Consider the following 18,826-nt stretch of genomic DNA (forward strand, 5'->3'; position numbering starts at 1 on the left):
ACGGCTCGGCCACGCGGACAGCACGACGGTGCAGACGGCACAACGGCGCGGACGGCGCGGACGGCACAACGGTGCGGGCGGCACAACGGTGCAGACAGTGCAGACGGCACAACGGTGCAGACGGCGCGGCGGTGCAGACGGTGCAGACGGCGCGGCGGTGCAGACGGCGCGGACGGCGCGGCGGTTCAGACGGCAGGATGGGGTGGGCCTCGCAGCCGCAGGCGGCGTGGGCGGCATGGTGACCAGGTCACCAGATGGCGGAGCTATCACGCCCCCATCCAGGCCCCACACCCTCGGCTGGGGCACCTGCCTCAACATCCCCGGGGCCCTCGCAGCGCATCCACGACGAACCACTCACCGCGTCGGCGGCCACATCCAGACCGGCGCTCCTTGGACGGCGCCCAACCCGGGAGGCGCAGGGCAACCGGTCCGAGCAGATCGCGGCGGCGCACGCACTCCACCCAGCCGTGGCTGTCCAAACACGCAGAGGAGCCCGAGCGATCACGTCCCGTTCAGGCCCAGCCACCCGCGGCTGAACGACGCGCTGGAACGTCCACGGGCCTTCGCTGAGGGCTCCGCGGATGGGCTACTTGCGGCGGCGGCCTCGTCCGGCGCGGCGTTCCTTGGGCTTGCTCTCCGGGGCCACGGCATCCTTCGTGGACGAGTCGGACGCCTCGGACACGCCCTCGACAGCGGACTCCACGCTGAAGATGTCCCGCTGCTTCAACGGACGCGTGCCCGCGTCCCCGGCGCCCGCAGGCGCAGCGCCCTCGGCCGGAACACGCGTAGACGCCGCGTCGCTGAATCGGCCACCGATCGGATCGCTCGGAGCGCTGGAGGCCGCAGCGCCCGAGGTCTCGGCGGCGGCGCTGGCGGGCAGGCCTGCGGACGAGTCATCGAGGAGCTTGGAAGCAGAGTCACCAGACGTGGGGTCGGCGGCGACGCCTCCGCGCTTGTCCGCGATGCGGACGTCGACGCCGCCCGGACGCTTGCCGAGCCGGGCAGGACGTCGGGACGATCGGCGCGGACCGGGCTTCGCCGCAGCACCCTGGACGACACTCTGAGTCCCGGTCGAGGCGTTCGACCCATCATCGGAGGCCTCGGCACCCGCGCCCGTCGGCGCGGTGAAGGCAGCGGTGCTTCCAGGCTGCGCCACACCCACATTCGCGTCAGCGGCACCAGGGCTCACCGTGGCGTCACCCGAAGACGCAGCGGACATGCCGGACGCCGCGGGCGTGAGGACGGTGGTCTTCGCCTTCGCTTCCGCCTGCGCGATGTGCTGCTTGGCGTTGCGGACGCGACTACGCGCCGAGCCGCTGCGGGCCAGGCGGGCGGCCATGCCCTTCTCGCTCACCCCTGCCTGGGCGGTGCGCAGGCGGCGCGTCCAGGTGCCGAGGTGGGCGGCGACGACGAGCAGCACGAGCGCGATGCCGATGCTGCGGCCCCACTGGAGCTGAGTGGACGCGGCGGCGTTCTCCGCCTTCGGCGATTGGCTGGACGCGACCTGCGGCGTCGGGTAGGCGAACCCCGGAGTCGCGTCCGTCGGCTGGACGGACGGCAGCGTGACCGGCGACTGGTTGTTGAACGGAGTGAGCGGCGTGTTCCGGTTGGTTCCGTTGCCCCCCGAGGGAGGCACCGTCGTCCCGGGCGGGACACTCGTGTTCGGTCCGTTCCCGGAGCCACCACCGACGGACACGATCGCCGACGAGGTCGGGGACGTGACCGATCCACCCAACCCGGTCGACCGACGCGCCTGGACCCGCACCGACACCGATCCACTCGCCGAGCCGACCGGAATCGACGCCGAGCAGCTGGAGCCGGAGCACAGGCTTCCGACGCTGCCGCTCTTCGAGCCCCCGCCGGACGACGATACGGAGTAGCCCGTCAGGTCGTCCTCTTGGCCGAGGTTCCAGTTGACCTTGATCCGGCCGCCGGAGACGGACGCGGACACGCCGGTCGGCGCGGACGGCGCGATCCTGACCGTGAAAGTGCTGGTCGCGTAGACGTGCCCGGTCTGGCTGCCCTTGATGTAGACGGTGTAGCGGCCGTTGCGGTCGAGCGAGAGCGGCGCGGAGAGCGAGTGCTCCAGGACTCCGCCGGACGTCAGGAAGGTGTCGCCCGATCCCGGGGTCTTGGCCCGCAGCTGCATCTGGAACGCGAAGTCGTACGTCGCCCGGACGGTCACCTGGGAGCCGCTGGTGATGACGCTGCCGTTCTGCGGCGCGGAGATCCCGTTGGACGCCACCGCGGGCATCACGCCGAACACGGGGAAGGCCATCGCAAGGGGCGTCGCGAGGGCGATCACGCCGATCCTGCGAATCCTCGTCACAGCCTCATACCTCCAAAGCACCCGACCGGACCCGCACCGTCCGCGCAGCCGAGCCCGTCTGGGGGTGTCCGGCCTCGGGGAGGGGCGAGGGGCCGTAGCAGCCACCGTTTCACGCGATAACTCTGGGCTTACGGCAGCGTAACGTACTACTTGGTAGCGAAAGTCACGGAAGAGTGACAAAGCCACGCGACTTTGACCGTCACCGGCCCCTGTCGCCCTTCCGGGCTCCCTATTGACATCCGGTTCAAGAGTCGAGACCGGTCAGGGTACGCCGTCGCGCTCCGCAGGACCAGCCCTGGCCCGCGCCACGACCCGAACCTCACGCATCCCGAACGGCAACCGCACCACGACGTCCGCCGAGACCTCGACGATCCTCCCACGCACCACACACGACGCGACCCGTCCTCCAGAATCCGCCGCCACCTCCCGCGCCACGCGACACGCCACCCCTTCCCCCTCACTCACGCGCCCGGCCCCTGCCAACGCCCCCAAATCCGCCGCGGCCTCCACCCGATGCCGAGCAACCCGCACACCCCCCACCACCATCGCCGCCACCCCCACAACCCAGATCACCCCCAAAAACGCCAACACCCACACCGTCCCCGCCCCTCGATCCGCCCCACTCCCCCTCCACCCACAAAACCTCCCCACCCCACACCCCGCCTCACGCCCACACCCTCTCCTCACCACACCCACCCCCACACCGCGCCACCCCACACACCCAACGCCCCGCCCCACCACGCCACCTCGCACGCGCTCCACGCCCCCTCGTACGCTCCACGCCCCTCCGCACCACGCCGCATCTCAACCCCGCCCCCGCACAGCGCCACACCACCCCCTCCACGCCCTGCGCCGTAACGCCCACATCCCCGCGCCACACCACAGCTCCGCCCACATCACCTCAACCCCATTCGCCGCACCACCGCGCTGGCGCTGCCGCCCTGCAGCACCACGCCTCCGTCCACCACCACGCCTCCGCGCCACGTAACACCCCCTCACCGCACCGGTCCCCAGGCCCACACCCGCACCGCCACACTCCACGCCGCGCCACAAATCCTCACGTCGCCACACCACACCCACACGCGCGTCGCCACACCACACCCACACGCGCGTCGCCACACCACACCCACACGCGCGCGCGTTGCACCACACCCACACGCGCGCGCGTTGCACTGCCGCCGACCAGGGGCTGGGCCTCGGGGGCCTCGTGTGGTGGCTCAGCTCCGGCCGGTTGTCGCGGGGGAGCCTTGAGGGGCTAGGGCGTGTCTCGAAGTGGCTCTGGCCACGTGCGCGAACGCGTGACCTGCCCGGTGCGGCGATGCCGGAGGCGAGCGTGACCGGGCAGATCGCGAAGCGATGCCGCGTTCGCCCAGGCACGGTCACGTAGAGAGCCTCTGGGCGAGGGAAGTGGGCCGGGACTTCGAAACACGGCCTGGCCCTCTGGGGCGGGCTGGGCTCCCGGCTCGGTCTCGGCTTCGGCATGGGCCTGGACGTTGAGGGCCGGCAGGCCGGACAGAGCCGGTGGACGGACGGCCGTCGACACCGTCACCTGGACGCGGTCGACATCACGTCGCACAGCAACCGTCGCCCCCTTGGGAGCCGACCGAGTCACAAGGGCGCGGACGGCGTCCAGGGACTCCCCTCGTGCAGCGGCACGGGCTCCGGCGCGGGCAGCGTCCACACACGACATGTGTGTGGACGCGACCGCTACCGCCCACAGCGCGAGGACTGTGACGAGGACCAGCGCGGGCAGTGCGACCGCGATCTCCGCAGTCGCCATGCCGCGATCGCGCCGCCGACACATGTTCATCCGGCCATCTGCAGTGCTCTCTGGATGATCCCTAACAGGGCTTTCTGCACTTCAGAACTAGTAACGATCTTGTACAGGATGCCTGCGAACGCGGTGGCGGCGATCGTGCCGACCGCGTACTCGGCCGTGGACATGCCCGCGTCGCCAGCGACACGGCACCGACGCCTGATCATCCGAGCAATGCTCGTCATCTTGCTCTCCTCTCGTTCGGGCTTCTCACGCCCTGTAACCAGCCTGCTCCACGAGGGCTCGCGCCCCAAGCCGACCGCCGAACTGTGGATAACTCCGCTCACCTTGGTAGACACAGGGCACAAACTCCCTGGTCAAGGGGAAATCAACACGCGCGCCACCGGACGCGTTGCGTCTCCTCAGCGAGTGCCGCACGCCCCGCGCCGGAGTCCGCCTGAGACATACGCCGCGACATCTCTAGCCGCGCTAAGAGTGCTCCCGTACTCCGGCGAAATCACGGAGGAGGAAGCGGCCTCCGGCTCGCGTGAGAATTGCACGTAAGTTCTCACCAAGGGAGCGACATCGACGAAGCGATTCCAACAATGGCCGGAACGATCCCCAGCAACACGAAGGCCGGAAGAAAGCACAAGCCCAACGGCATCAGCGCACGAATACCCGCCGAACGGGCCCGCGCGGCAGCTGCCGTCCTGGCCGTCCTCCGCTGCTCCTGAGCAAGGCGTCCCAGCGAGAGTGCCAGTGCCGTCCCGCTGCGCGATCCGCGCACCGCGGTGCGTGCCAACGGCGCCAGCGCCGGTTGCCGTTCGCCCAGGTCAAGCCAGGCTCGTACCGGGTCGGCCCCCAGGCGGATCTGGACCGAGACGGCGCCGATCTCCTCACCCAGCGGGCCGCCAATGGTGGACGCGACGGCCTCGACCGACTCGTCCCACGGCATCCCACCCCTGAGACAGGCGGCCAGCAGGTCGACGGTCACCGGAAGCTCGTGGACGATCCGGCTCCGCCGTTCCCGATCGTCGCCCTTCCCCAGGTTCACCGACCACCTGGTGAGGACCACCGCCACGACGACTCCGACGACCCATCCGCCCAAACCACCGACCACCCAGACCGCGACCGCCGCCGGAACCAGCGCAGCCGCGCCCCGAAGCAGCCACTCCCGCTCCGTCCTCGTCGAGGCGGAGCCTCCAGCGGTGGACGATGGGCCGCTCCACGCGATGCCAGCACCGGTGTTCAGTCTGAGGAGACCGCGAGTCTTCCCACCTCGATCTACCTCCTGCGTCTTCGTCCCCACAGGCGACGCTCGGTTGCCCCGACCTCCGCCCGGTCGCTGAAGAACAGGACCAACACCAGCAGCGCGGTATCCGCCTTGGGAAGCCGATCCGCGGGGCAGCAATCGACTAGACCAGCGATCAAGGTCGTCGACACCCGAACCCCTGAACTGAACAACTCCGCGGGACACCTCCGGCGCAGGACCTGCGCTTCGACCAGGTCTTCGCCGCCACAGCCCGCCCCACGCCCACTTCCGTCCGAGCGCGTGGCTCTGCTCCACCTGCTCTCGGGCCCTGTTGGACGAGCGAAGAGCGGCAAGCCGACGAGCGGCCGACCGCGATGGTTTCGCAGCTAAGAACGCGCAGACGCCGAAGCAGAGAACGGCCATCCACAGCATGTGCACTCCTGAACGTCTGGTGGTTGATCCGAAGAGGCGAACACGCAGCCAGGCGAGACAGACGCCGCCCACGGCGGTCGCTCAGGTCGTTGCCTCAACGGCAACGCCCATCACGCACCTCGAAGTCACGAAGTCCTGCCGCCGTGGCACCGGCTCAGGCCCAGGACCCAGAGGCCACCGCAGAGGCGATCATGGTTGCGGCGGCGGGAGCTCCCCTCCGTCGTGCAGTGACCGCTTGGCCTTGCTCCCGCCCCGTCGAGTGAGTCGAACGGGACAGGGCCCGTGCCTTCACCTCCTGAGTCGGACCTCGTGGGTCAGGGCTCGTCGGCCGCACCTTGTGAGCCCGGCCTGATGAGCCCGGCCTGATGAGCCTCGCCTCGTGGGCCCCGCCTTGTGGGACCGACCTCGTGGGACCGACCGCATGAGCCGCACCTCGTGGGATCGGGACCGTCGGCCTGGGACCGTCGGCGCCGGTTCGGCTTGTCCTTGGCGCGGCAGCTTGTTGTGCGCTGTCGTCGGGATGTGTGGGCTCCTTCTGGCGTGGGGTCTCCTCATACGGTCTCTGCGTGGGTGTCGCGAGGCGTGTGCGTTGGTGAGCTGAGCGAGTCCGGCGGAACGGCGGGCGGGGTGGTGGGTGGATGTGGGGACGGCATTTTGCGCGCGGCGGAACTGGTGACACGGTCGCCGCCGCCTGCCCCGCGAGTCTCGGTTGGGGAGATCTCTGAGGTGCGCGCCGTCGTTCGGGCGCACAGCGCCTGGTGATCACGAGATTGCCGGGCTTCTCGTGCGGTGGCGGCGATGGGTTGTGGGCGACGGTGGCGTGTCGGGTTTGGCCTGGCACGAGGGCCCTGGCGTGCGATGTGGTGAGTTCCGGCGGGGCCCGTTGGGTTGTCGATTCGTGGGTGAGGTGCTGGAGCTGAGGGTGTGGGCGTCCGGGTGGGTGGTGGTTGGTGGGGTGGTGCGGGGTGGGTGGGGGCGGTGGGCTGTGCATGGGGCTCTGGTTTGGATGTGGTCGGTGGTCAGGGATGGGTGGCGGCTTTGGTGGCCAAGTGATGGGTCCACCAGAGGCCGGCGGTGTCCAAGGCCAGGGCGGTGGTCAGGCAGCCCAGGCCGGGTGGGGTGGTCAGGAGGAAGGGGAGGGGGTTGGTGCCCAGGGCTGCGGCCATGGCCAGGCCCAGGACGGGGAGGACGGCCAGCAGGCGGGCTGTGGCTCTGGGGGCTGCCAGGTGGACGGCTATCTCCTGGCGTTGGGTTTCCTCGTCGCGGAGGGCGGCGGCCAGGCCGTCCAGGACGGTGGCCAGGGTGCCGCCTCGTTCGGCGCCCAGGCGCCAGGTCGCGGCCAGGAGTCTCAGGGACTCTGCGCCTGGACGGGTGGCGGCGAGACGCTCCAGGTGCTTGATGGGGTCGTGGTGGGGTGGGGCTCGTAAGGCCCTGGCCATGGGAGGACTCAGGACGGCGGCTGTGGTGGAGAATGCCTCCCCGGGGGTCCTGCCTGCGGTGAGTTCGGCGGCCATCCCCTCACAGAGTTCGATCACGGAGGCTCGCCATCGGGCCGGGGCCCGGCGTTTGTCGAGGAGGCGCGTGCGCGTGGCGGCGGCCCGGTTGAGCAGGGTTGAGATCGGCGTGGACATCACGGGCGACGGCAGAGCTCGTTGCAGGCGGACGGCCGCCTGGGACGGGCCGTAGAGCAGCCACGCGGCCATCGCGGCGCAGATCATGGCGGCGATCACCATGGCAGCGGCCAGTGCGGGTGCAGGAGGCGGGACAGGGCAGGGGCCGCTTCGGCGGGCTCCAGCACGCCGGACGGGGTGAAGGTCACGGCGGGGACGGCGGTGACGAAGCCGTCGGGCGCACGGTGCAGAAGGCAGACCTCGGCCACCTGGCGTTTGCCGGTGCCCGGGATTCTGACCAGGTGGACGACCACGTCGAGGGCGGCGGCCAGCTGGCTGTGGACGGCCTCGCGGCTCAGGCCGGCAGCGCAGGCGAGGGCTTCGAGGCGGGCGGGGACGTCCGTCGCGGCGTTCGCGTGCAGGGTGCCGCAGCCGCCTTCGTGGCCGGTGTTCAGAGCGCCCAGGAGGTCGACGACCTCGGCGCCCCGGACCTCGCCCACGACCAGGCGGTCGGGACGCATGCGCAGGGCCTGCCGGACGAGCTGGTGCAGCGTCACGCCGCCCGCGCCCTCCACGTTCGGCGGTCGTGCCTCCAGCCGGACGACATGCGGATGATCGGGCCTCAGCTCGGCCGAGTCTTCGACCAGCAGCAGGCGCTCGGCCGGGCCGGCAAGACCGAGCAGGCAGCTCAGCAGCGTCGTCTTGCCCGTGCCCGTGCCTCCGCTGATCAAGAACGCGACGCGGGCTGTGACCAGGGCTGCCAGGAGCGCCGCTCCCGCGGGCGGGACGGTCTCGGTCGCGACCAGCTCGTCCAGGGTGAAGGCGCGACGCCGGGGGAGGCGAAGGGACAGGCACGTGCCGTTCGGGGCGACCGGCGGCAGGACGGCGTGGAGCCTCACCCCACCGGGCAGGCGGGCGTCGGCGTACGGGGACGCGTCGTCCAGCCGACGTCCCGCGGCGGCCGTGAGGCGCTGGGCGAGGCGGCGCAGCGTGGCCTCGTCGGCGAAGCGGGTGGCCGTTCGGACCAGCCCGGAACCGGCGTCGACCCACACCTGGTCAGGGCCGTTGACCAGCACATCGGTGACCTCGGGAAGGCGCAGCAGCGGCTCCAGCGGGCCCGCGCCGACGAACTCGGCGCGTAACTCGTCGGCGAGGGCCAGCACCTCGCGGTCGCCGAGCAGGCGCTCTTCCGCGCGCAGGGCCGCCGCCACCCGTCCGGCGGTCGGTTCGACGCCGCCTTCGGCGAGTCTGCCGCGTACGGCTTCAGAGAACCTGGTGTTCATCGTGCTCTCCTCCGGCGGGCCGGCCTCAGGCGGCCTTCGAGGTGGTGGCGGGGGCCAGGGACTGCGCATCGAGCAGGTGGTCGCAGAGGTCGCGCAGCGGACCCCGTCGGGCTATTCGGGACACGCCGCCCTGCTCGAGGGCGGGCGGGACCCGGCGGTCGCGGTCGAGGGTGCCGACGGTGGGCAGGTCGAGGTGCCGGGCCACCGCGTCTGGCCGAAGGCCACCGGACGGACGGCCACCGACGATGAGGCGGACGTCGGCGGTCTCGCGACGCAGGAAGCCGGCAAGGACATCGGCGGCCACCGTGGCCCGAACCTCCGCAGGAACGACCAGGTAGCAGGTGTGCGCGGCGCGCAGCGCGGGACGGCCGATGTCGCCCAGGTAGCGGGGCACGTCGACGACGGTCAGGTCGAAGCCGCGGGACGCCGAGTCGAGCAGGGAGCGCACGACGTCCGGGGTCACCGCCACGGGCTCGGACTTGCCCCACGACAGGACGGACAGGTCGCCCGAGCTCGGCAGTGAGTCGCGAAGGGTGGCGACGCTGATCCGTCCCTGGCGCCCGGCGAGATCGGGCCAGCGGGCGCCCTCGTGACCCTCGAGGCCGACGAGGAGGTCGGCGCCGCCGCCGAGCGGGTCGCCGTCCACGAGGAGGGTGCGCAGGCCGTCCCGCGCGGAGCAGTGGGCCAAGGCCGCGGCCAGGACGCTCGCGCCCGCACCGCCCCGCGAGCCGGTGACGCAGACGATGACGCCGCGGGCGTCGGCGGGCTCGGCCGCGGCGGCCATCGCGTCGGTCAGCCAGGGCTCGTCGTCCGGCAACACGGCGACGTCACCGGCCCCGACGCCGAGGGCGAGCCGGTACACGTCGGCCCCCTCCCCGGGACGGGCGACCAGCACGACGCCCGAACGGCGGTGCGGCCCGGCGGCGGCCAGGCCGTCCGCGACGTCGGCGCCGACGAGCACGAGCGGGGCCTGGTACCAGCCCGCCCGGGCGTCGCCCACGGAGCCCGCGACCTCGGCGGGCGCGTCGGCCGCGGCGGCGAGTCTCAGCAGGTCGTCGGCGGTGGCCGGGTCTTCGGTGACGATCAGCGCGGCGGTCATCGCGCTCTCCTCTCGCATCGGTGGAGTTCCACGATGCGCCGCGCGCCACGTTCCTCGGAAGCGCACTCCCGAACTGTGGATAACTTCCGTTCAGCCAGGAGAAACCACAGGTCAATCGTGTGCCGAGGAGTTTTGTGAAGGCCCGGGTGGGGTTCCGGGGGGCGGTAACCGCCACCCGGGCCGTTCACGTAGGGCGACCCCCGCCGGGGGGGAGAGCGGGGGTCGCCGAACGGTCCGGCTCCGGGGGGGGTAGAGCCGGCCCGTTATCCCAGAAAAGTCTCGGGCAGATCGCACTAAGTGGTACACCAGTTTGATCTACGGGAGTAGCAATCGCGCCATCTACAGTCTAGGCAGTTACAACATATGCTGCCCGATCGTCGAGAGTTCCGTCGAGCGGGAAAGTCCCTCAACGAGGACGAATTTTTCTAGCCTGGTTGGGAAGACCGTACTCCCGCGCGCATGGGGCCTTCACCCCGCCCCCGCCGGGCCGGGCACAGAGCCGGACAGTCCCGCACGAGTCCGCCCGCATGGGCACGCGCGGGCACGAGCGGACGAAAAGAGAAGCGATCACACTGAGTGATCGAATCGGCGATCGTGAAGGGTCGGAGAATGGCGCGTTCCATGTCCGCCGAAGGGCCCGAGCCGTCACAACCGGCCCCTCCGGCCACTCCTCCGTTCCCCGAACGAGGGGTGCCGCCGGAACGTTTCCTTTACCGATTGAGGGCTTGTCAGCTGGACAAATGAGGCGTAGACAGGTTCTACGGACCAGGTGTCCGCGCACGGCAGCCGGGTACCCACGCGCGACCAGCCGCGGGAGGCGCGTCGAGTCGGGCTTGACCCGCTCAGACGAATATCAGTTGCACGCTTGGTAACCCGGTGTGACGTGACTAGGGTGGCGCCCCGCCAAGTGCGGGGTGCCGTTCATTTGTTTCACCACGCCCACCACGCACGGGTCATCCCTCGCACGCGCACGAGCGCACCACACCACATACACCCCGCCTACGTGCGCGGGCACGCCACAACCCACGTGCACAAGCGCACCACACCCACGTGCGCGGGCACGTCAAGCGGGACGGTCAGGCCCGCCCGCGGTCAGCCGCGGAGGTACGCCTCGCAGATGGCCTGGGAGTCGCGCGCGGCGGCGACCGTGGCGTCGGCGCAGTGCCGGATCCAGCGGACCATGCCCTCGGACGTGCCGGACGCGTAGGCGCGCAGGGCGTCCGGGTACTCGGCCACGAGTTCGAGGTGGCCGACTTCCGGCGCGGTCAGGGACTTCGGGTCGAGCCCGCGCGCGACGAACGTGAGCCGCTGCGCCGCGCGCGCGATCACGCCGTCCGCGACGCCGAACGGGCGGAGCGTCAGCAGCTCCCCGTGCACCAGAGCGGCGATGACCAGGGCCGGGGCCTTGCTGGGACGGACGAGAAGGTCGCACAGCGCGTCCAGCCGCGAGGCCACCTCGGCAGGGGACGGCGCCGGACCCAGACCCAGCGGATCGGAGACCTCGCCAGGGCCGCCGGACCCGGAACGCGGGCGTCCGAGGTCCGCTTCGTCCAGCAGATCGGCGGCGGCCAGGACGTGCAGGCGCGCGAGCACCTGTCGCGGCGCCTTGCGCCACGTCTCGGCCAGCGAGCCGAGCTCGGCTGTGACCCGCAGCGAGCCCTGCACGATGGGCGCCGCATGCCCCTCCGCAGCGGAACGCAGCTCTTCCAGCGTGACGGACGCGCCTTCCAGCTCCGCGGACGCGCGAGCCCCGCGCAGGGCGGACTCGGTGGAGACCTCCGCGCTGCGCCGCCTCAGGATGCGGTGGCCCAGCAGACGGTCCACCGCCTTGCGGGCGTCGGCTACGGCCTCCTCCACTCCGGGCAGGTCGGCGACGTTGGCAAAGGCATCGACATCGGTCACGCGCCCGACCTTATGCGGTCACCACGGCGGCCCCGTCCGCCGCCCTCCGCCCATGCTCCGGGCACCGTCGCCACCACGTGCCCCACACGCCCCCGAAGACCGAAATCGGAAAGTTTGTTTCGAGTAATCCGGGCCCCGCGCGAGCAGCATCGTCGCAGGTCAGAGCGGAACTGTCCCGCCCACACCAGACATCGGATCATGCGCGGATTCCCGGAGGCCGAACCTGGGAAGGCCACGTGTGGCTGGCATCACATAGCATCCAACCCGAAGCCGGGGAGCCCCTTTCGCCCCTTGCGCCCACAAAACCGGCAAGCCCTTGTCCGAACCGGACGATCGCTGATGGAGTGGGCCGTGGAAGGTGCGCCCCCCTCTTTGAACAGCGAGGAGTACGCGTGAGCGAGAGCCAAGAGACACTGTCGAACCTCCTGCAGGAGACGAGGCGCTTCCCCCCGCCGGCCGAGCTCGCGGAGTCCGCCAACGTCACCGACGAGGCCTACGAGCGGGCCGCCGCCGACCGTCTGGGCTTCTGGGCCGAGCAGGCCGACCGGCTCACCTGGACGAAGCGCTGGGACGAGGTGCTCGACTGGAGCAACCCCCCGTTCGCCAAGTGGTTCGTGGGCGGCGAGCTGAACATCGCCTACAACTGCGTTGACCGGCATGTGGAGAACGGGCACGGCGACCGGGTCGCCTACCACTGGGAAGGCGAGCCGGGCGACACCCGCACGCTCACCTACGCCGACCTCCAGAAGGAGGTCGCGAAGGCGGCGAACGCCCTCCTTGAGCTTGGCGTCAGCAAGGGCGACCGCGTCGCCATCTACATGCCGATGATTCCCGAGCTGCCGATCTCGATGCTCGCGTGCGCGCGCATCGGCGCGACGCACTCGGTCGTCTTCGGCGGGTTCAGCGCGGACGCCCTGCGCACCCGCATCGACGACGCCGAGGCCAAGGTCGTCATCACGGCGGACGGCGGATACCGGCGCGGCAGGGCGTCCGCCCTCAAGCCGACCGTGGACGAGGCCGTGCAGAGCACCCCGTCCGTGGAGAAGGTTCTGGTCGTCCGCCGTACCGGCGAGCCCGTGGACGAGCACGACCGCGACGTCTGGTGGCACGACATCGTGGACCGGCAGGACGACAAGCACACGGCCGAGCCGCACGACTCCGAGCACCCGCTGTACATCCTCTACACGTCCGGGACGACGGGTAAGCCCAAGGGCATCCTGCACACGACCGGCGGTTACCTGACGCAGGTCGCCTACACGCACCACGCGGTCTTCGACCTGAAGCCGGAGACCGACGTGTACTGGTGCTCGGCCGACATCGGCTGGGTGACCGGGCACTCCTACATCGTGTACGGGCCGCTCGCCAACGGCGCGACGTCGGTCATGTACGAGGGCACCCCGGACACGCCGCACCGGGGACGCTGGTGGGAGATCATCCAGAAGTACAAGGTCTCGATCTTCTACACCGCGCCCACCGCGATCCGGACGTTCATGAAGTGGGGCGACGACATCCCCGCGCAGTACGACCTGTCCTCGCTGCGCGTCATCGGGTCGGTCGGCGAGCCGATCAACCCCGAGGCCTACGTCTGGTACCGCGAGCACATCGGCGCGAACCGCTGCCCGGTCGTGGACACCTGGTGGCAGACCGAGACCGGCGCGATCATGATCAGCCCGCTGCCGGGTGTGACGGCGGGCAAGCCGGGCGCGGCGATGCGCCCGCTGCCGGGCATCGCCGCGGACGTCGTGGACGACCAGGCGCGGCCGGTGCCGAACGGCGGCGGCGGGTTCCTGACGCTGCAGGAGCCGTGGCCGTCCATGCTGCGGACGATCTGGGGCGACGACGAGCGGTACGTCAAGACGTACTGGTCGCGCTTCGACGGCCTGTACTTCGCCGGGGACGGCGCGAAGAAGGACGAGGACGGCGACATCTGGCTGCTCGGCCGGGTGGACGACGTGATGCTGGTGTCCGGCCACAACATCTCCACCACGGAGGTCGAGTCGGCGCTGGTGTCGCACCCGAAGGTCGCCGAGGCCGCCGTCGTGGGCGCGACCGACCCGGTCACCGGGCAGGCGATCGTCGCCTTCGTCATCCCGCGCGGCTCCGCCGGTGAGGACGTCGAGGGCGGGGACTTCGCCAAGGAGCTGCGCGACCACGTCGCCAAGGCGCTCGGCCCGATCGCCAAGCCGCGCCAGATCATGATCGTCCCGGAGCTGCCCAAGACCCGGTCCGGCAAGATCATGCGCCGCCTGCTGCGGGACGTCGCGGAGAACCGGAGCGTCGGGGACGTCACCACGCTCGCCGACAGCACGGTGATGAACCTCATCGCCGAGAAGCTCCCCAGCGCCAAGTCCGAGGACTGAACGCGGTCCCTCACACGCGCACAAGGTCCCCCACACGTGCACAGGTCGCTCACGCGCGTACAGAACGCGTGAAGCGCCGGTAGCGAACACCTCGCGCGCGCATGCGAAACGGGTGCCGACGACACCATCGGCGCCCGTTTCGCACGGTCAGAGGCGGGCACAAGGGATTTAGGCGACGATCATCCCGGTAGGCTCGAAAAAGGTGTGCCGGGAAGTCTGGTCGGTGAGGGGGGGCATCCGGTTTCGTGCGCGCACGAGCCGGCTCCGTCCCCGGACGACGTTCGCCTGCCACTCGGGGGATTCCTTTGACGCGCGCACGAGACAGCCGACATGCCCGGCCCACCGTCCGGTACGCCAAGAACGTGACCGAGGCCCTGCGGACGGAGACCGTGGGCGGCGTCATCATGCTCCTGGCGACCGTCGCCGCGCTGATCTGGGCCAACACGCCCTGGTCGGCGGCGTACACGCGCATCCGGGACTACGAGCTGAGCCCGGACTGGCTCGGCCTGCACCACATGGACCTGTCGCACTGGGCGTCCAGCGGGCTTCTCGCGGTGTTCTTCTTCATCGCCGGGCTCGAGCTGCGCGAGGAGCTCACGCACGGCGCGCTGCGCGACCCGCGGGACGCCGCCCTGCCCGTGATCGCCGCCGCCACGGGCGTCGCCGCGCCCGCGCTGATCTTCCTCGCGATCACCGCCGGGACCGGGGACGGCATGCGCGGCTGGGCCGTCCCGACCGCGACCGACATCGCGTTCGCGCTGGCCGTCCTCGCGGTGACGTTCTCCGACTGCCCCGGCCCGCTGCGCGCGTTCCTGCTGACGCTCGCCATCGTGGACGACCTGATCGCCATCCTGATCATCGCGATCTTCTACACCTCGGGCCTCGCGGTGACGCCGCTCCTGGCGGGCGTCGCGCTCGTCGCGGTGTACGGGGTGCTGCAGGCCAGGGGCGTCCGGACGCCGTGGGTGTACGTCCCGCTGGCCCTCCTCGGGTGGTACTTCGTGCAGCGCAGCGGCATCCACGCGACCGTCGAGGCCGTCGCGCTCGGGATGCTGACCTCCACCAGGGAGACGCCGGACGAGCGGCCCACGAACGCCGAGCGGGCCGCCCACGTCCTGCGCCCGGTCTCGGCCGGGCTGTGCGTGCCGCTGTTCGCCTTCCTCAGCGCGGGCGTGGCGCTCAGCGGGGCGGCCCTCGGCGCGGTGTTCCAGGACCGGGTGGCGATCGGCGTGATCGCCGGGCTGGTCGTGGGCAAGTTCGTCGGCGTCCTCGGCGGCGCGTGGACGGCCGTCCGGCTCGGACTGGCCTCGCTCGGCGAGGGACTGCACTGGCGGGAGCTCGCGGGAGTGGCGGCGCTGGCCGGAGTGGGCTTCACCGTTTCGCTGTTGATCGGCGGTTTGGCCTACCCCGACCCGGCACAATTCGAGAGAGTGACGACAGCGGTCCTGATCGCGAGCCTCGTCGCGTCGGTGGCCGCGTCCGCGGTCTTCAGGCATCGGGTGCGGCAGCGTGCCCGTTCGGTGAGGGCGGGCTGATGTCCTGGCGTGTCGGACAGGACAGGCCCCCGTGCGGAAGGCCCGTGCGGACGGCCCGTGCGGACGGGCCGTGCGGACGGGCCGATTGGCCGGGGCGGCGGACGAGCTGCCAGGCTGGGTTCGGCCCTGGTGACCGGGGTCCTGGAAGGAGAGAGCGCTATGTCTGAGGCACTGCCGGGCGAACGCATGGAGGACAAGTCCCTCGGCGAGCTCGTCGCGATGGCGTCCAGCAACGTGTCCAGCCTGATCCGGGCCGAACTGGACCTGGCCAAGCTGGAGCTGAAGGACGACGCCAAGAAGGCCGCGCTGGGCAGCGGCATGTTCGCGATCGCCGGTCTGTGCGCCGGGCTCATCGTGATCCTGCTGTCGATCGCCGCGGCCTACGGCCTGGTCGCCCTCGGCGTCTGGCACTGGGCCGCGTTCCTCATCGTCGCGGGCGTCTACCTGCTGGTCGCCGCCGCCCTGGTCGGCATCGGCTACCTGCGCATCCGCAAGATCCGCGGGGCGCAGCGGACGCGCGCGCAGCTGCGCGCCGACTTCGAGATGCTCCGCCACCGCGGCGGCGACGACGCCGTCGAGGACGCCCCGGACACCCCGGCCCTGGCGGACTGAGCGGACACGCACCATGGCCGCACCGGACGCCTCGCTGGTCGAGATCGACGGACCCTGGACGCACCGCTCGGTGAGCGCGGGCGGCACCCGCTTCCATGTGGCGGAGGCGGGTGAGGGGCCGCTCGTGCTCCTGCTGCACGGGTTCCCCGAGTTCTGGTGGACCTGGCACAACCAGCTCGTGTCGCTCCCCGCCGCCGGGTTCCGCGCGGCGGCCGTCGACCTGCGCGGCTACGGCGCCAGCGACAAGCCGCCGCGCGGCTACGACCTGGTCACCCTCGCCGCGGACGCGGCGGGCCTCGTGCGCGCGCTCGGAGAGGCCAACGCGATCGTCGTCGGCCACGACTGGGGCGGGCTGCTCGCGTGGACGATGGCGGCCTACCATCCCAAGGTCGTCCAGAGGCTGGTGACGGTCGGCGCGCCGCATCCGCTTCGGCTGCGCCAGTCGCTTCGCGGGAATCCGAGCCGTCAGCTCTGGGCGACCCGGCACACGCTCGGTTTCCAGGTTCCCGTATGGCCGGAGCGTCGTCTCGTCCAGAACGACGCTGCGCTTGTTGGACGGCTCCTACACGACTGGTCCGGCCCAGGCTGGCCGGACGAACGCACCGAGCGCCTCGTGCGCGACGCGATACGCATCCCCGGCGTCGCCCACTGCGCGTTGGAGTACCACCGTTGGCTCGTCCGGTCGCAGCCGCGCCCGGACGGGATCCGCTATGCGCGCCGCATGCGCGCGCCCATCCAGGTCCCGACGCTTCAGCTGCACGGGGCGCTCGACCGTTGCACTCTCCCTGCCAGCGCCCAGGGTTCCGGACGGTACGTCACCGCGCCCTACCGCTGGAAGCTCATCGACGGTGCCGGTCACTTCCCGCATGAGGAACGTCCGCGCGCGTTCGATGCCGAACTCATCGGCTGGCTCAACGACCCCGAACCCGAACGCTGACCATGTCCGAGCCCAACGACCAGCGGGATCGGGACGCGCGGGGGCGGGCGCGTAACGCGCGTCCCCGCGACGCATACGGACGTCCGCTCCCCCATGGCTCGGCGGGTATCCCCACCACGCCGGACGATTTCGACCTGCCACCGGACGAAGCGTTGGCAGAGGCCCAGCGGCTCCTGGACGCGGACCGTCCCTTCCACGCGCACGAGGTGCTCGAAGCGGTCTGGAAGTCGTCCCCGGAAAACGAACGCGAGCTGTGGCGTGCCCTCGCGCAGGTGGCCGTCGGCATCACGCACCTACGCAGAGGCAACCCACGCGGCGCTCAGGCTCTTCTCTCACGCGCCGCCGACCGACTCGACGAGTACGCGAGAGATGCGGACGACACACACGGCATCGACGTCCCGAGGCTGACGTCCACCGTCCGTGCCCTCGCAGAGGAACTCCCGCTCGAAACCGCCGTCAAGCTACGCCTCCGCTAGGCACCATGCTCGGGGGTGGTCGGCGCTAGTCGGCGCAGCCTTCGGTCGAGACGGAGATGGTCGCGCCCTGTGCCGCGCGCGCGTCCGGCGAGACCTCGTTGGCGGTCAGGGCGTAGCCGGTCTGCGGCGAATCGAGGGCGGCGGCGAAGATGACGCCGAAGACCTGGCCGTTGCTGGTGAGCAGCGGACCGCCGGAGTTGCCCTGCTCCACGTCGCCGCGGATGGCGTAGATCTCGCGCGTGACCTGCGGCGAGTGGTAGATGTCCGGTGCCCGGGAGATCTGCCGGGCCCGGATCCGGGCGGCGAGGGCCGTGAACGGACGGCTTTTCGGGTACCCGGCGATGATGGCGTCGTCTCGTACGCGCGCGGGCCCGGCGAACTTCAGCGGCGTCGACTTCAGCCCCGGCACGTACAGGACGGCCACGTCGCGCTGCGGGTCGTACAGGACGACCTTGCCGCCGTGGCGCTTGCCGTCCAGCGAGTCGATCTGGGACGAGCCTCGCGCGCCCGCGACCACATGCGCGTTCGTCATGACGCGCTCGGGCGCGAACACGAAGCCGGTGCCCTCGATGCGGCGCTGGCAGTCGGGCGCGGTGCTGGTGATCTTCACGATGGACTGCTTGGCCGCGCGCAGCGCGCCGGTGTTGAGGATCGCGTCGTTCGGCGGCGGGACCTTCGCCACCGACTCGCCGCCGAGGCCGTTGAACACCTGCGGGAACTCGCTGCTGGCCACGAACCCGCGGAAGGAGGAGAACCAGGTCTGCGCCTGCTGCGGCATCACGTCGTTGACGCCGCTGATGATGGACGACCCCTTGACCTGCGTCCGCACCGACTTGAACTCCGAGTTGGCGACCAGCGACCCGAAGAACCAGGCGACGATGAGCAGGGAGAGGACCGAGACGACGCCGCCGCCCACCGCGTCCGCCGTGCGCGCGTTGTTGTGCGTCACCCGGTTGCGCAGCACCGCGCCCAGCGACGACGCGAGCAGCTGCCCGAGGGTGGCCGCGAGGAAGGCGATGACGATGGCCAGCAGCGCCTGCTGCGCGGCGCCGCTCACCGTGGCCTCGGCGATCGGCGGGGCGATCAGCACGCCCACGACACCGCCGCCGACGAAGCCGACGAAGCTCAGCAGGCTCACGATGAAGCCCTGCCGGTAGCCGGACACCGCGAACAGCAGTATCAGCACGAACAGGATCAGATCCAGAAGGTGGTCGCCCAGCACCGCTTCACCGTATAGCGACAA

15 protein-coding genes are annotated in these 18,826 nt (G+C 71.1%); 5 read left to right on the plus strand and 10 right to left on the minus strand.

The genetic code is table 11. The features are described from left to right. Window positions 1-586: 586 nt before the first annotated feature. The 9 genes from P696_RS0110215 to P696_RS0110250 form a co-directional block, all read right to left on the minus strand. Entirely contained in the window at window positions 587-2,329 is a 1,743-nt protein-coding gene (locus P696_RS0110215; RefSeq protein ID WP_157429609.1) for a hypothetical protein, read from the minus strand. A gap of 261 nt (window positions 2,330-2,590) precedes the next feature. After that, window positions 2,591-3,091, minus strand: coding sequence for an Rv3654c family TadE-like protein (locus tag P696_RS59240; RefSeq protein ID WP_084337195.1), 501 nt, complete (start codon window positions 3,089-3,091; stop codon window positions 2,591-2,593). Window positions 3,092-3,584: 493 nt separating this feature from the next. After that, complete coding sequence (locus P696_RS58710; RefSeq protein ID WP_342669009.1) at window positions 3,585-4,139, minus strand: TadE family type IV pilus minor pilin; 555 nt, start codon at window positions 4,137-4,139, stop codon at window positions 3,585-3,587. Then, a complete protein-coding gene (locus P696_RS44515; protein ID WP_034484089.1) occupies window positions 4,136-4,330 on the minus strand; it encodes a DUF4244 domain-containing protein in 195 nt (64 codons plus the stop codon). Before P696_RS44515 ends, P696_RS58710 begins: the two co-directional genes overlap by 4 nt. Before the next feature lie 323 nt (window positions 4,331-4,653). Beyond that, complete coding sequence (locus tag P696_RS57985; RefSeq protein ID WP_245627594.1) at window positions 4,654-5,166, minus strand: type II secretion system F family protein; 513 nt, start codon at window positions 5,164-5,166, stop codon at window positions 4,654-4,656. A gap of 1,622 nt (window positions 5,167-6,788) precedes the next feature. Next, a complete protein-coding gene (locus tag P696_RS0110235; RefSeq protein WP_026412272.1) occupies window positions 6,789-7,502 on the minus strand; it encodes a type II secretion system F family protein in 714 nt (237 codons plus the stop codon). After that, complete coding sequence (locus P696_RS44525) at window positions 7,496-8,662, minus strand: TadA family conjugal transfer-associated ATPase (RefSeq protein ID WP_034484092.1); 1,167 nt, start codon at window positions 8,660-8,662, stop codon at window positions 7,496-7,498. The genes P696_RS0110235 and P696_RS44525 overlap by 7 nt, the downstream gene beginning before the upstream one ends. Window positions 8,663-8,687: 25 nt before the next feature. Continuing rightward, on the minus strand, window positions 8,688-9,761 hold the full coding sequence (gene ssd, locus P696_RS0110245) for a septum site-determining protein Ssd (RefSeq protein WP_026412273.1): 1,074 nt from the start codon (window positions 9,759-9,761) through the stop codon (window positions 8,688-8,690). 1,092 nt (window positions 9,762-10,853) lie between these two features. Then, window positions 10,854-11,663, minus strand: a complete 810-nt coding sequence (locus P696_RS0110250) for a Fic family protein (protein ID WP_026412274.1) — start codon at window positions 11,661-11,663, stop codon at window positions 10,854-10,856. A gap of 392 nt (window positions 11,664-12,055) precedes the next feature. Between P696_RS0110250 and acs the strand changes: the two genes are divergently transcribed. From acs to P696_RS44540, 5 genes are all read left to right on the plus strand, one after another. Then, window positions 12,056-14,023 (plus strand): acetate--CoA ligase, encoded by a 1,968-nt coding sequence (acs, locus tag P696_RS0110255; RefSeq protein WP_026412275.1) that lies wholly within the window; start codon window positions 12,056-12,058, stop codon window positions 14,021-14,023. 305 nt (window positions 14,024-14,328) lie between these two features. Next, complete coding sequence (gene nhaA / locus P696_RS44530) at window positions 14,329-15,558, plus strand: Na+/H+ antiporter NhaA (protein WP_034484095.1); 1,230 nt, start codon at window positions 14,329-14,331, stop codon at window positions 15,556-15,558. A 159-nt stretch (window positions 15,559-15,717) separates the two neighbouring features. Further along, the gene (locus P696_RS44535; protein WP_051467259.1) at window positions 15,718-16,170 is read left to right on the plus strand and encodes a phage holin family protein; all 453 of its coding nucleotides are present in this window, start codon (window positions 15,718-15,720) and stop codon (window positions 16,168-16,170) included. 13 nt (window positions 16,171-16,183) lie between these two features. Beyond that, entirely contained in the window at window positions 16,184-17,107 is a 924-nt protein-coding gene (locus P696_RS0110270; protein WP_026412276.1) for an alpha/beta fold hydrolase, read from the plus strand. Between the two features lie 152 nt (window positions 17,108-17,259). Beyond that, window positions 17,260-17,583: a DUF309 domain-containing protein gene (locus tag P696_RS44540; protein WP_245627595.1), complete on the plus strand. Its 324-nt coding sequence runs from the start codon at window positions 17,260-17,262 to the stop codon at window positions 17,581-17,583. A 25-nt stretch (window positions 17,584-17,608) separates the two neighbouring features. On the opposite strand, the gene P696_RS0110280 is transcribed toward P696_RS44540, so the two are convergent. Continuing rightward, complete coding sequence (locus P696_RS0110280) at window positions 17,609-18,805, minus strand: MarP family serine protease (protein WP_026412277.1); 1,197 nt, start codon at window positions 18,803-18,805, stop codon at window positions 17,609-17,611. Between the last annotated feature and the right edge of the window lie 21 nt (window positions 18,806-18,826).

Source organism: Actinomadura oligospora ATCC 43269, from assembly GCF_000518265.1.
Classification (GTDB): Bacteria; Actinomycetota; Actinomycetes; order Streptosporangiales; family Streptosporangiaceae; genus Spirillospora; species Spirillospora oligospora.

Coding starts and splice junctions, on each gene's coding strand:
- P696_RS44525 (WP_034484092.1), bottom strand. CDS start 8,662: ATGAACACCAGGTTCTCTGAAGCCGTACGCGGCAGACTCGCCGAAGGC.
- P696_RS58710 (WP_342669009.1), bottom strand. CDS start 4,139: ATGAACATGTGTCGGCGGCGCGATCGCGGCATGGCGACTGCGGAGATC.
- P696_RS44515 (WP_034484089.1), bottom strand. CDS start 4,330: ATGACGAGCATTGCTCGGATGATCAGGCGTCGGTGCCGTGTCGCTGGC.
- ssd (WP_026412273.1), bottom strand. CDS start 9,761: ATGACCGCCGCGCTGATCGTCACCGAAGACCCGGCCACCGCCGACGAC.
- P696_RS0110270 (WP_026412276.1), top strand. CDS start 16,184: ATGGCCGCACCGGACGCCTCGCTGGTCGAGATCGACGGACCCTGGACG.
- P696_RS44535 (WP_051467259.1), top strand. CDS start 15,718: ATGTCTGAGGCACTGCCGGGCGAACGCATGGAGGACAAGTCCCTCGGC.
- P696_RS0110235 (WP_026412272.1), bottom strand. CDS start 7,502: ATGGTGATCGCCGCCATGATCTGCGCCGCGATGGCCGCGTGGCTGCTC.